The sequence below is a fragment of the Elstera sp. genome, assembly GCF_044372965.1.
In the GTDB taxonomy this organism is placed as follows: Bacteria; Pseudomonadota; Alphaproteobacteria; order Elsterales; family Elsteraceae; genus Elstera.
In genome coordinates, this window is the sequence record NZ_JBILQX010000093.1 from 1 (window position 1) to 13018 (window position 13018).

Sequence of the window (13018 nt, forward strand, 5' to 3'; positions counted from 1 at the left end):
CGTATACCGCCCCGTTGCCTCAAGCTGCCGGGCTAATTCCCGCGCCACGGCGAACGTAATGAGCTTTTCGTAAGTGCCCTGCGCCCCAATAGCACCGGGATCTTTGCCGCCGTGGCCGGCGTCGATCGCGACGATTTTTTTCGGAACAACCGGCGGTTTTGCAGCGGACTTGCCCGCCGACGCTTTCGTGATCAACTGCTGCGCGGCCTGAGCGAACGCATCCTCGGCCATCAACGCCGATCCGCCGATGAGGATTGCTTGCTTCAAAAACTGCCGCCGGTCCAGCGTCATGACATCTACCCCTGGCCTTCATTGCTGCGTTAAAACAGCAAGACTCCGATACAACCTACTGACTTTTCTAAGTCATACTGGCCGTGACGTCAATCGGAACAAAGCGGGAGCTTTGTGATTTTATGAGGCGCTACAGGGGATTGCGGTCCGGTCTTAACCTTGCAAGTTGAGCTGGATCTTAACGGTCGGTATCGGCAGCATCGCCATCGGCCAGCGCTTGCAGGCGGGCGCGGCGGTTGGCTTCAAATGCCTCCAGCACAGGATCCAATAGAGGGATACCGCCCGCCACCGGGGGAGCGACCGCATGAAAGCCTGCCGCGGGAATTTCGAACGGCGCGGGGGCCTCAGCCAATCCTGATGCGACGTGCGGCATGGCAGAACCTAAGCCGGCAAGAGCGCGAAAGTAAAAAATCGAAAAAACCCGAATGGCCGACGCGAGACTTGCCCCCAACCGTCGCTGATCGACCAGCGTTAGCAAATTGGAGAGAGTACATTCTTCGCGTTTACACACATCGGTCAGCGCATCCCAAATGGCCACTTCGACGCTGATACTTGTCCGTCGCCCCGACACAATTACAGTCCGGCGATGACGGGCGCCTTCATCACTATCACTGGTGGTCACTATCCTAGGTTCCTATTGTCATTTGTTCCAAAACAAGATCGCTTCATTCTAAAGCACTCTGTTCCGGCAGGGTGCCTTGAGCCAGGGCAAAGAAAAGCCCGCACCTCATTGTGTGCGGTACACTGCCGTAACTCCCCATAAAACTCAAGGAAAACAAGATAATTTACATCAATTGAAGCTAATAAGCTTTCTACTCGCAATTCCACTCCAAGCACATGCCCATGGGTTCTTTTACGTGCCACACCTTATAGTGTTAACAGAAGAATTTTAGCACAATAGGTGCGCGGTTTTGGTTATAGCATTTGGTTGTAAACGCCATTTGCATTCTCTCTCTTCAAGATTTTATTACATATCGCGTGACAATTCAGTCACATTAATAAATTCGTACTTATACAGTTTCGATAAAGTAGCCCAAAAATAGATGGCGAGGTTTCCCTCGCCATCACCTTACTACTCGTATTCAGCCCAGGTTTTATCTTCGGAGTGACTGTAAAAAATTGAGATTTTCGAAATTTCGCACAAGTTAAAATTATACCATTCGGCCGGCGTATTATCATCGTATACGACTTTTACGTCGTAAGAACAGACTTGGTTTTTTTTCGGAAAGGTAATATTTACCCATGCCCCATTCTTGAGAACGTCCTGCCCAAGAATATCTTCCTCCCAATCATTGCTTTTCGAGGGCGCGACAAAGACCTTATCAATGGTGTAACCAGTCTTATTGGTCAGCCGAAAATCTTGCTTAGATTGCGCCTGAGCAATATTTGCGCTCAGCAAGAAAGTAGCCGCGATGGCAACAGAGACAAAACGCATGACATCCTCACAAGGTTATTATGATGGTTTCCTTCTATAACGCATTCTGGTTGATTTATAAATAGGTTCCTATTTTTTCTACTCATCAAAAAAGCGCATTCAACCGGAAGCTAATTTTAGTATTTTTAACCTGTTAAGGCTTTCAGGCAGCGTGGAGCTTACCCTCTCCTATAGTCTATAAATTTTATGGATTGACTGGATTAAAAATCCCATCCACACTTTGGGCATGCGCTTAACCAACGCATAGTAAATGTTCTTTAAGCCCCCGATCGCCCCTCTAGGCTTGACCGAGGATATCCAGGTGACAAACGCCCAACGCTTTGCAGTGCAACCGACTCCGGCCGTGAACGCCGGGGCCTGTTGCTGTTGCCAGGGTTGTCGGGCGTAACGCCTCTGCGGCCCCTCACATTGGGGCCTCTCTCCCCCTTCCCCTGAGTTTATTGTGACCACACCTCCGAAATTCGGCGGTGTATCCCTTTCCAAAAAAGGATTCTCTCCATGGCCCGCACGCATTTTGCGCGGCGGCCCGTGCTGGCGGGGCTGTTTGCCCTGTCGGCCTCGGCGCTCGCCCTCTCTCTTCCCGCCCACGCCCAAGATGCCACCCCGAAAGAGGTGCGCATCGGTTATCAGAAGAGCGGATTGCTGATTCTCGCCAAGCAGCGGAAATCGCTGGAAGCGCGCCTCAACCCGCTCGGCATTCAAGTGAAATGGGCCGAATTCTCCTTCGGCCCGCCACTGCTGGAAGCCCTTGGGCTCGGCAGTGTCGATTTCGGCACCACCGGCGACGCGCCACCGATTTTCGCCCAGGCCGCCGGGGCGAACCTGCTCTACGTCTCGGCGCAGGAAGCCGCCGGATCGGGCGCGGCAATTTTGGTGGCTGAAAACTCCCCCATCAAAACGCTCGCCGATTTGAAGGGTAAGAAGGTCGGTTTTGCCAAAGCCTCCTCCGCCCATAATCTTACCATCGCGGCGCTGGAGAAGGGCGGCCTGACCTATCAGGACATCGAGCCGATTTACCTGCCGCCCGCCGATGCGGCGGCGGCTTTTGCGCGCGGCTCCATCGACGCCTGGACGATCTGGGACCCCTATTTCGCCATTGCGGAGAAATCAAAAAACACGCGCATCCTGTCGCTCGCCAAGGGCATCGTGACGCAAAACTCCTTCTTCCTGGCGAATAAGGATTTCACGGCGAAATACCCTGAAATCGTCAGCGCGATTAATGGCGTTTTGGCCGATACCGCCAAATGGGCGAGCCAGGACCAGGAGGCGGTTGCGGTTGCCCTCGCCGACATCACCGGCGTCGATCTCGCATCCCAGCGCCGTGCCGTCGCCCGCACCGAGTTCACCGTATCGCCCGTTTCCCCGGCAGTGGTGGCCGAGCAACAGCGCATCGCCGACCGCTTCCATCGCCTGAACCTGATCCCGAAGCCGATCCGTGTGAAGGACATCGTTTGGACCTGGACGCCCGCAAGCTGACCCTTCCCGGCTGGCAGCGTCCCGGTAGAGCGCGCGGGCTGCGCCCGTTTGCGAGAGCGCCCGCGCGCCCCCTTTTTTTACAGAAAGTGTCGATCATGAGCATTACTCCCCTGAAGCCCCTCGATATCTTCTGGTTCATCCCCGTCAGCGGCGACGGAACCTACCTCGGCACGCTCGACGGCCACCGCCCGGCGGATTTTGACTATCTGAAGCAGATCGCCCAGGCCGCCGACCGCTTGGGCTTCGGCGGTGTGCTGATCCCGACCGGCAAATCTTGCGATGATCCGTTCATCACCGCCGCAGCTTTGGCGAGCCATACCCAGCGGCTGAAATATCTCGTGGCCTTGCGCCCCGGCATTCTCTCCCCCACGCTGGCGGCGCGGCAGGCAGCGGCCTTGGACCGCATCAGCAACGGGCGCTACATCGTTAACATCGTCACCGGCGGGAATGCGACTGAGCTTGCGGGCGACGGTATCTTCCTACCCCATGACGAACGCTACGATCACACCGCCGAGTTTTTGACGGTTTACAATCGCCTGCTCGCGGGCGGCACGGTCGATTTCGAGGGCAAGCACTTGAAGGTGCGCGGCGCGAAGCTTGATTTCCTGCCAATCCAAAACCCGCCGCCGGTCTGGTTTGGCGGCTCGTCCGAGCCGGGCCAGGAAGTCGCCGCCGATCACGCCGACGTTTACCTCACCTGGGGCGAGCCGCTGGCGCAGGTGAAGGAAAAGCTGGAGGCCGTGCGGGCGAAGGCCGACGCGCGCCGCCGCAAAATCCGCTTCGGCTTGCGCCTTCATCTCATCGTCCGCGAGACAGAAGAGGAAGCCTGGGCCGCCGCCGATGCGCTTATTAGCAAAATCCCCCAAGCCGCCATCGACGCCGCGCAAAAGAAATTTGCCGAGGAATCGGATTCCATTGGCCAGAAGCGCATGAGCGCGCTGCATAAGGGCGGCTCGCGCGCGGCGCTAACGATTGCGCCGAACCTTTGGGCCGGGATCGGCCTTGTCCGGGGCGGGGCGGGCACCGCCCTGGTCGGAACCCCCGCCCAGGTGGCGGAACGCTTGCGCGAGTATCAGGCGCTCGGCATCGAAACCATCATCGCCTCCGGCTATCCGCACTTGGAGGAAGCTTATAAGGTGGCAGAACTGCTGTTCCCCGCCCTCGGGATTACCGCCAACACGGCGCGCGCCCACGCAACGCAACCGGGCGAATTTGGCGTCAGCGGCACGGGCATCGTTCCGGCCCGCGCCTCGGCCTCCTGAGGTGGCGATGACCAGCGTCACCGATCCGACCCCCCTGGCCTTGGCCCCACCGAAACGCCGCGTCGCCCTCCCCAATCTGCGCGGATTGGGGCAAGGGCTAATTCCCTGGCTGCTGCCTGCGCTCATTCTGCTGGCGTGGGAGATTTCCTCCCGCCTCGGCAACCTATCGGCGACGCTGCTGCCCGCCCCGTCGGACGTGATCGCGGCGGGTTTGCGCCTGACGAAGACCGGCGAGTTACAGAATCACCTGCTGGTCAGCTTCGGGCGGGCGATTTCGGGCCTCGCGCTCGGCGGCTCCCTCGCCTTTCTCTTCGGGCTGGCGAACGGCCTCTCCCGCCTCAGCGCGCGGTTGACCGACACCAGCATTCAGATGATCCGCAATATCCCGGCGCTCTCGCTGATTCCGCTGGTGATTCTATGGTTCGGCATCGAGGAGGCGGCAAAACTCTTCCTCGTCTCGCTCGCCGTCTTCTTCCCGATCTATGTGAATACCTTCCACGGCATTCGCACGGTCGATGCGCAGTTGGTGGAGATGGGCCGTTCCTACGGCATGCGCTCCTGGGATCTCTTTTGGCGCGTCGTGCTGCCGGGCGCTTTGCCGTCGATTTTCGTCGGGCTGCGCTATGCCCTGGGGCTGATGTGGCTGACCTTGATCGTGGCCGAAACCATCGCGGCGCAATCGGGCCTTGGGTATCTCGCCATGCACGCGCGCGAGTTTATGCTGACCGATGTGGTCGTGCTCGCCATCGTTATCTACGCGCTGCTCGGCAAACTCGCCGACAGTATCGCCCGGTTGCTGGAGCGCAAAACGCTGCGCTGGCACGCCGCCTTCCAGAAGGATTAGCGCGATGACCGCTCTCCCCAACCCCCGCCCCGTTGCCGATCCTATTGTCGGGCGCGGGATCGAAAAACACTTCGGCGATCAGCCGGTCTTGCGCGGGCTCGATCTCGATATTCCCGCTGGCCAGTTCGTTGCCATCATCGGACGCAGCGGCTGCGGTAAAAGCACGCTGCTGCGCCTGATCGCCGGGCTCGACACGCCCACCGGCGGCAGCGTGGCCGTGGGCGGAGACAGCGCCGAAGCCGCCTCGGCCACGCGGCTGATGTTCCAAGAACCGCGCCTGCTGCCCTGGGCCTCGGTGTTGCGGAATGTCGAAGTCGGGCTCGGCCAGAACCGCCGCACCGCCGGGGCTTTGGGCCGGGCCATCGATACGCTGAAATCGGTTGGGCTGGAGGCGCGCGCCCATGATTGGCCCTCGGTGCTGTCGGGCGGACAAAAACAGCGCGTCGCCCTCGCCCGTGCCCTCGTCAGCCGCCCGCGCGTCCTCGCATTGGATGAGCCTTTGGGCGCGCTCGACGCCCTCACCCGCATCGAAATGCAAGGGCTGCTGGAACGGGTTTGGCGCGACCAGGGCTTTACCGCCGTGCTCGTCACCCACGATGTCTCGGAAGCCCTCGCGCTGGCGGATCGGGTGATCTTGATTGAAGACGGCGGCATCGCCCTTGATCTGGAGGTCTCCCTCCCCCGCCCGCGTCGGCGCGGCTCGATTGCCCTGGCGCAATTGGAAGAGCGGATTCTTAAACTGCTGCTGAAGCATGATCCAGGCGTGCCGGAGTATGTGATTTAGCGCGAGGGGGATAAAATCGGTGCCGGATGCCTACAATCAAAGATAGGCACCCTTATTTCCGAAGGCCCCAAATGACAAACGCCCGCCCTTCCTATGGTTGGACCTCCATCGCGCTGCATTGGATCGGTGCCGCCGCCCTCATCGCTTCCTTCATTACCGGCAATGCCTTGGAGGAGGCGACGCGCGAGGCGCGGCGGGAGATTTACGCCAATCATCTGTTCTGGGCGACATTGTTGGCGGTGCCGTTGCTGGCCCGCGTGCTCTGGCGGCTGCGCGACGGGTTCAAGACGACCAGCGTGCAGCACCCCGCCCTGAATTTTCTCTCCAAAGCCGTGATGGTCGGCTTTCTGATCTGCATAAGCGGCGCGGTGCTGACCGGGCTTATTCTGCCCTGGAGCGGCGGGCGGGCGCTGGTGGTTGGGCTGATCTCGATCCCCTCCCCCGTGGCGGCGATGCCCGCGCTGCATAAGAGCCTGGAGGGGATTCACGGCCCGCTGTCGCACCTGTGGATTCCACTGCTCATCCTGCATCTCGCCGGGGTGGCCAAGCATGTGCTGGCACGGGATGGCGCGCTGAAAGGCATGATCCATCCGCGCTCAGAGGGTGTTTAGGGCAGAACCCCGAAAATCCACCCTTCCTCCCGCTGCACGGCCTCGCGCTCAGCGGCGGGAAGGCCGGGAAGCGTGAAATAGGGGGTGAGGTCGGTTTCAGCCGCCCAGGTACAGAGCCCCGCCACTTGCCGCGCGTCCTTTACCAGGCCCGCCGCGCCCAGATCGGGCCGTTCGGCGGGCACGGGCAGCAGCGACGGGAAAATCTCGGTGAGGGTGATCTGCGCCTCGGGCACCGAAACCCCGGTCTCGAACGGCCAAACCCGGCAGTGCGGGGCCAGGCCGGGCTCGTGGCGCAGGCGGAAGAGAAACGGAATCCCCATCAGGCTTTGCCCGCCGACGCTGCCGGTGGTGAACAGCTTCCACGGCGAATGGGCTTTGCCGAGTTTTTCGGTGAGGCGCGTTTCCGTCAGCCCCCAGGCCGGGTTCCAGGGCGGACGCCGCATGGTGAGGTCAGGCCGCGCGGCTTTCGCTGGGCAGGACCAGAAAGGGCCGGGCGGGGCACCGATGCGCCGGTTCAGGGCGGCGGCGACGGTGAAGCGGTTATTGCTATTATCCGGCCCGTCTTGAATGGTGCGCGCCAAGAGCGCCCAGATCGCGGCCCAGGGCGGCCCATCAAGCTGAAGCGCCTGGGCGAGGCCGCGCGGATAGGCGAAAGCGAAATCGAACCCCGCCAGCACACGCCGCCCGGCTTGCGCTTCCGCCGTGAGCAGCGTCACCAAATCGCCATAGAGCGCGGCGCGGGTCGGCGGGTTCCACAGGCGCGGCAGCGCTTCGCCCCGGCGCAAGACCGCCATCCACAGGCTATCCGCGCCGGTTTTCGGCACGGCGGCGGCGCTCCAGTCGATCATCACCAGCGTGTCGAAAGCGCCCATCCTAACCCCGCTGTTGCGCGACCGCCCACAGGGCATCCAGGTTGAGATGAGTTTCTAGGTGATCGGCCAGCCCGTCCAGCACGGTTTCGATCTTGGCCTCAAATCCCGCCGAAGCCCGGCGGTCGGGGCGGAAGCGGGCGAGAAAATCGGCGCGAAAGGCGTCGCTGGTAAAAAGCCCGTGCAGATAGCAGCCGCTGGCGCGGCCATCCCGGCTTTGCGCCCCATCGGGCCCGTGGGGCAGTAGCAGCAGCGGGCGCGCGGTATCTAGTCCCTCGGTCCGACCAATGTGGATTTCATAGCCCGAGACCGGAAGTCCGGCGACCGTCGTCCCTTGGGCCGGGCGCAGAATCTTATCGCCCGCGAGTGTCGTTTCGACATCCAGCAATCCAAGCCCCGGCTGAGAGCCCTGCACGCCCTCGACGCCTGCCGGATCATGCACCCAGCGCCCAAGCATCTGATAGCCGCCGCAGACGCCGAACACCGCGCCGCCGTGGCGGTGGTGGCTGAGAATATCGAGATCCCAGCCCTGCGCGCGCAGGAAGGCGAGATCGGCCAGGGTCGCCTTGGTGCCGGGCAGCAGGACCACATCCACGTCGCGGGGAATGATCTGCCCCGGCGGAATAAAGAGAATCTCCACATCCGGTTCGGCGCGTAACGGGTCGAGATCGTCGAAATTGGCGATTCTCGAAAGCATCGGCACGGCGATCCGGAGCGGGCGGTCGGACGCCGCCGCTGGGCGCTCCAGCACCACCGCGTCTTCGGCGGGCAGCAAGGCAACGTCGCGGAACCAGGGGACTACGCCGAAACTGGGCCAGCCGGTGCGCGCCTCAATCGCGCGCAGGCCGCCGTCGAACAGGCGCACATCCCCGCGAAATTTATTGACGATGAAGCCTTTGATTTGGGCGGCATCCGCAGGCTCTAGCACGGTTTGCGTGCCGATTAAGGCCGCGATCACCCCGCCCCGATCGATATCGCCGACCAGGACTACCGGCACCCCGGCGCGGCAGGCAAAGCCCATATTGGCGATGTCGTTGGCGCGTAAGTTTATTTCCGCCGGGCTGCCCGCACCTTCGACCAAAACCAGATCGGCCTCGGCTTCGAGATGGGCGAAACTCTCTAAGACCGCGCCCAGCAGTCGGGCTTTCAGCGCCTGATAATCGGCGGCTTCGGCGGCGGCCAGCGCTTTACCTTGGACAACGACCTGCGCGCGCCGGTCGGTTTCCGGCTTCAATAGAACCGGGTTCATATGGACCGACGGGGCCACCTGCGCCGCGCGCGCCTGCAAGGCCTGCGCCCGGCCAATCTCGCCGCCGTCATCGGTCACGGCGGCATTATTGGACATATTCTGCGGCTTGAAGGGGCGCACCGAAAGCCCGCGCCGGGTAAAGGCGCGGGCTAGGCCTGCGGTGAGCAAGGATTTCCCCACGTCCGACCCGGTGCCTTGCAGCATCAGAGCCGGGGGGCGCGGGCGGGAGGGCATTATTCTTTGCTGTTGAGGGCGGCTTTCAGCGGATTGGAGCCAAAATTCTCAAACTTGCGCTCCACGACAATCGCCCGCGTGGTCGAACCGCTACCGTAATAGGCATTGTTCCACTCTTCGCGCGGCGACAGAACACTGCCTTCGAGCGAGCCGCCACCAAACAGCCCGGAGGCTTTGCTATAGGTGTAAATATCGGCGGACATATTGGCTGTGGTCGAGGCTTCAACCCCCGCGCCCACCGGCCCGACCGCAACCGACGCATCGGCACCGAGCTTCATCGAGTTATTCAGAATTTTGCGCAGGCCGCCTTCGTTCATGATGATGAGCATCACTTCCGACTGCTGCACGCCGATTTGCAACCCGAGCGAGCCGGAGCCCATGCCGAAGAAGGCGGGCGACGACCAGGTGCCGTCCGGCCCCTTGACCATCAGCACGCCGTTACCGCCTTCGCCGCCCAAAATGAACCCGGCTTTGAAAAGGTTCGGGAAAATCATCACGCCGTAGGCGCGTTTTAGGAGATTATTGATTGGCTTGCCGAGGTTGGCATCGGAGCGCAGGCTATCGACGCTGATCTTAGCGCGGTCCACCAGTTCCTGCTGATCGTTGGCCAGCACCGGCTTTACGACCATCATCAGGCCAAGCATGAGGCTCGCGGCCAGGGCAGTTATGCGGAACATCACTCTCTCTCCTTACACGTATCGCCTTCAAGGGGCTGCACTTTTCTAGCCCGGCAATAAGACGATTGTAAGGCGCTTCTCTTGAGGGAAAGCGCCGGTCCTTGAAAATCAGAACCGGCGCACGCCCTTATGGCATTTTCAGATTCACTTTGTGACGAGCACTAACGTTAAGGGCTTTCAGCATGGCCCCATAATGCTCCTCAATCAGCGCGGCCTGACGCCCATTCTGCTTGAGCAGGGCAAGCCCCTCCCCAAGAGGTTTGGCTAACTCTGGTTCGCTGCGCGGCAAATAGAAATAGCGGTCGTTCTGATACACGAGCAACAAGTTCTTCTCGATGGCAAGTTCAGGATTGGCGGCAGCTTCAGTCTGCACTTCCGTTACGCCCCGCGCCATGTAATCAACTTTACGCTGCCCCGACGCGAGCATCTTAAAGAGGGCGCGCCATTCGCCGTCTTGCTCAAACGTTGGCAAGCCGTTGGCCCCCCATAGTTTCACGTCGAACCAACCTTGTCCGAACCCACCTACCATACCCGTAGCGCGCAGATCATCGACTGATTTGAGCGCCGAAAACTTATTTTCATCGGCGGGTCGGATAAGCAAAATGCGCTGGCCGATCAAGCCGTTCGTCAAGGGCTGGTCAATCCGAATGAATTTCTGATCTAAAGTATCGTTCCTGAGGAAGAATTGAACATCTAGCGTGCCGTCTTCCAACTGCTGAATCAATCGACCTTGCGGCAAGTCAAAGCGCACATTGAGCTCTTTCGGCTGCCCAGCAGCGGCTAGTGCTTCAGTGAGCAGAGCGTGAAAATAAGCATGGCTCTTGTCGGCAAAGCCCACGACGTTCAATTTCTGAGCGGACGCCACAGGGCTAGACAGTACACACCCAACGAATAGCAAAGTCTTTATCAACCTCATCATCCCCTCCAAAACTATGCAGATCCCGGGAACTTTCCGGGTCTTTTATTTTTTACGCTAAAAAAATTACGCAACAATTAAACTTCGACTCGCTTTTATCGATATGGCGCAAAGCACTCTTTTTATCGGCGTCTATTCTCCAATCGATGCACCGGTTAGCCAAATCATAAATTTGATGCTATAGGACGGCACTGAAACGAAGAGAGAGAAAGACGATGATGGATCCTCGGGCTCCACACGCAGCCGTCGCCGACGGTTTGGAAAGCTTTACCGATGCCGATGCCGCGCTCGCGCGCATTCAGGCGATTTACGATGGATCTGCCGACACCATCCGCGCGGGCTTCGATGCCCTCGCCAAAGGCGAAACCCAGGCCCCGCAAGCCGCCCTCTATCCCTATCTCGGGATTACCGTGACCGCCGCCGATTTGCACCTGGACGCGCGCTTCGCCTATGGCGCGGCGGTCGATCCCGGTGCTTATGGCACCACGCTGACGCGGCCCGCGCTGCTGGCGGATTACTACCGTGAGCAGATTACGCTGCTTTTGCAAAATCACCGCGTTCCGGTCTATGTCGGCACCAGCCGCCGCGCCATTCCGCTGCCGTTCGTGATCGAAAACTCCACGGCGGATGTGACCGAAACCCAAGTTCGGGAAATGACGCAGTATTTCTCGCTGCCCGATCTCGCGGTGATCGATGACACCATCGCCAACGGCACTTATTTGCCGAGTGATGGCCTGCCGCGCCCGCTGTCGCTGTTTACTGCCGAGCGGGTTGATTACTCGATTGCCCGCCTCAGCCATTATACCGCCACCGCGCCGAAACATTTTCAACGCTTCGTGCTGCTGACCAATTATCAGCGCTATGTGGATGAGTTTTGCGCCTACGCCCAGCGCGAAGTGGCGAACGGCGAGACCTACGATAGTTTTGTCGAACCCGGCGACGTGTTCACGCCCAACCCGCGCCTCACCGATCTGCCCGCCAGCGGCACGCCGCTCGCCAACCTGCCACAGATGCCCGCCTATCATCTCACCCGGCCCGATAAGCTAGGGATTACGATGATTAACATTGGTGTCGGCCCGTCCAACGCAAAAACGATCACCGATCATTTGGCCGTGCTGCGCCCGCATTGCTGGTTGATGCTGGGCCATTGCGCGGGCTTGCGGCGTAGCCAGTTCCTCGGCGATTACGTTCTCGCCCACGGCTATGTGCGCGACGATCAAGTGCTGGATAATGATCTTCCGCCCTTCGTGCCGGTGCCGCCGATTGCCGAAGTGCAGGTAGCGCTTCAGCAGGCGGTCGCCAAGATCACCGGGCTGGAGGGGGCCGATCTCAAAAGCCGCCTGCGCACGGGCTCGGTGCTGACCACCGATAACCGCAACTGGGAACTGCGCTTTAAGGAAATCTACGCCCGCCTCAATCAGTCGCGCGCCATTGCAGTCGATATGGAATCGGCCACTATTGCCGCCAACGGCTTCCGCTTCCGCGTGCCCTATGGAACGCTGCTCTGCGTTTCCGACAAGCCCTTGCACGGCGAAATCAAGCTGCGCGGCATGGCCAATGCGGTCTACCGCGAGCGGATTGCGCAGCATTTGGAAATCGGCATCGAAACCGTCGATATTTTGCGGGCCGAAGGGGTGCGCAAACTGCATTCGCGCAAACTGCGCAGCTTCGATGAGCCGAGCTTCCGTTAGGCGCTGCCGATGAAGGGCTGGGCGACCGGGCTTTTGGTCGGCTCGGCCAGCCTCTTCGTCGGGCTTAGCCTTTGGCCCGCGCCGCCCTTCTGGGTTCAGGCCGCGCGGGCCGCTGCCGAAGCCGCGACCATCGGCGCGCTTGCCGATTGGTTTGCCGTAGTAGCGCTGTTCAAACGCCCGCTGGGGCTGCCGATTCCCCATACCGCCCTCTTGCCGCGCAATAAGGCCCGGATCGGCGCGCGGCTGGGGCAGTTCGTCGGCGAGAAATTTCTTGATCCCGACGATCTCGCACAAAAGCTGACCGAGGCCGATCTGCCCGGCCATCTCGCCGACTGGCTCGATCAAGCCGAGGTTCACCAGGGGATTGCCGAGGCGGCCCTGTCGGCGCTGCCGGGGGCGTTGGACGCGCTGACCGATGCGCCGGTTCAAACGCAGGTTCAGGCGACCGTCGCCGGGTGGCTGGCGGGGCTCGATCTCGCTGGGCTAAGCCAGCGCGGCCTTGTCGGCTTTGTTGAAGCCGGGGGGCATCTGCCGCTGATCGATAAGGCCGCCAACTGGGCGTTACTCCAACTTGCCGCCGAAGAGCCGCGCATCAAAGCCTTCCTGCAAGAGCGCGCCGTGACCTATCTGGCCGGACAGATGGATTCGGGCCTCACGCGGCTCTTGCGCCTCAATACGA

14 protein-coding genes are annotated in these 13018 nt (G+C 60.7%); 7 read left to right on the forward strand and 7 right to left on the reverse strand.

Annotated features, from left to right (window positions below):
- The 3 genes from ACIQ36_RS12335 to ACIQ36_RS12345 all read right to left on the reverse strand — a co-directional run.
- On the reverse strand, window positions 1–291 hold a 291-nt coding region (locus ACIQ36_RS12335), incomplete at its 3' end, for an N-acetylmuramoyl-L-alanine amidase (RefSeq protein ID WP_395829645.1).
- 178 nt (window positions 292–469) lie between these two features.
- Window positions 470–913 (reverse strand): ribbon-helix-helix domain-containing protein, encoded by a 444-nt coding sequence (locus ACIQ36_RS12340; protein ID WP_395829647.1) that lies wholly within the window; start codon window positions 911–913, stop codon window positions 470–472.
- Between the two features lie 450 nt (window positions 914–1363).
- On the reverse strand, window positions 1364–1726 hold the full coding sequence (locus tag ACIQ36_RS12345) for a hypothetical protein (RefSeq protein ID WP_395829649.1): 363 nt from the start codon (window positions 1724–1726) through the stop codon (window positions 1364–1366).
- Between the two features lie 498 nt (window positions 1727–2224).
- Between ACIQ36_RS12345 and ACIQ36_RS12350 the strand changes: the two genes are divergently transcribed.
- From ACIQ36_RS12350 to ACIQ36_RS12370, 5 genes are all read left to right on the forward strand, one after another.
- Complete coding sequence (locus ACIQ36_RS12350) at window positions 2225–3202, forward strand: aliphatic sulfonate ABC transporter substrate-binding protein (protein ID WP_395829651.1); 978 nt, start codon at window positions 2225–2227, stop codon at window positions 3200–3202.
- A 95-nt stretch (window positions 3203–3297) separates the two neighbouring features.
- A complete protein-coding gene (ssuD, locus tag ACIQ36_RS12355) occupies window positions 3298–4464 on the forward strand; it encodes an FMNH2-dependent alkanesulfonate monooxygenase (RefSeq protein WP_395829653.1) in 1167 nt (388 codons plus the stop codon).
- 7 nt (window positions 4465–4471) lie between these two features.
- On the forward strand, window positions 4472–5308 hold the full coding sequence (locus ACIQ36_RS12360; protein WP_395829655.1) for an ABC transporter permease subunit: 837 nt from the start codon (window positions 4472–4474) through the stop codon (window positions 5306–5308).
- Between the two features lie 4 nt (window positions 5309–5312).
- Window positions 5313–6092, forward strand: coding sequence for an ATP-binding cassette domain-containing protein (locus ACIQ36_RS12365; protein WP_395829657.1), 780 nt, complete (start codon window positions 5313–5315; stop codon window positions 6090–6092).
- 71 nt (window positions 6093–6163) lie between these two features.
- On the forward strand, window positions 6164–6703 hold the full coding sequence (locus ACIQ36_RS12370; protein WP_395829659.1) for a cytochrome b: 540 nt from the start codon (window positions 6164–6166) through the stop codon (window positions 6701–6703).
- Here the strand turns inward: ACIQ36_RS12370 and ACIQ36_RS12375 are convergent.
- From ACIQ36_RS12375 to ACIQ36_RS12390, 4 genes are all read right to left on the reverse strand, one after another.
- Complete coding sequence (locus ACIQ36_RS12375) at window positions 6700–7575, reverse strand: hypothetical protein (RefSeq protein WP_395829661.1); 876 nt, start codon at window positions 7573–7575, stop codon at window positions 6700–6702. The two genes, ACIQ36_RS12370 and ACIQ36_RS12375, sit on opposite strands and share 4 nt — an antisense overlap.
- A 1-nt stretch (window position 7576) precedes the next feature.
- The gene (locus tag ACIQ36_RS12380; protein WP_395829663.1) at window positions 7577–9055 is read right to left on the reverse strand and encodes a cobyric acid synthase; all 1479 of its coding nucleotides are present in this window, start codon (window positions 9053–9055) and stop codon (window positions 7577–7579) included.
- Window positions 9055–9732 carry a lipid-binding SYLF domain-containing protein gene (locus tag ACIQ36_RS12385; RefSeq protein WP_395829665.1) on the reverse strand — a complete coding sequence of 226 codons (678 nt, stop codon included), beginning with the start codon at window positions 9730–9732 and terminating at the stop codon, window positions 9055–9057. Before ACIQ36_RS12385 ends, ACIQ36_RS12380 begins: the two co-directional genes overlap by 1 nt.
- 127 nt (window positions 9733–9859) lie before the next feature.
- Window positions 9860–10570 (reverse strand): hypothetical protein, encoded by a 711-nt coding sequence (locus ACIQ36_RS12390; protein ID WP_395829667.1) that lies wholly within the window; start codon window positions 10568–10570, stop codon window positions 9860–9862.
- Between the two features lie 296 nt (window positions 10571–10866).
- On the opposite strand from ACIQ36_RS12390, the gene ACIQ36_RS12395 reads away from it, so the two are divergent.
- A complete protein-coding gene (locus ACIQ36_RS12395; protein ID WP_395829671.1) occupies window positions 10867–12339 on the forward strand; it encodes an AMP nucleosidase in 1473 nt (490 codons plus the stop codon).
- A gap of 9 nt (window positions 12340–12348) precedes the next feature.
- On the forward strand, window positions 12349–13018 hold a 670-nt coding region (locus ACIQ36_RS12400; RefSeq protein WP_395829669.1), incomplete at its 3' end, for a DUF445 family protein.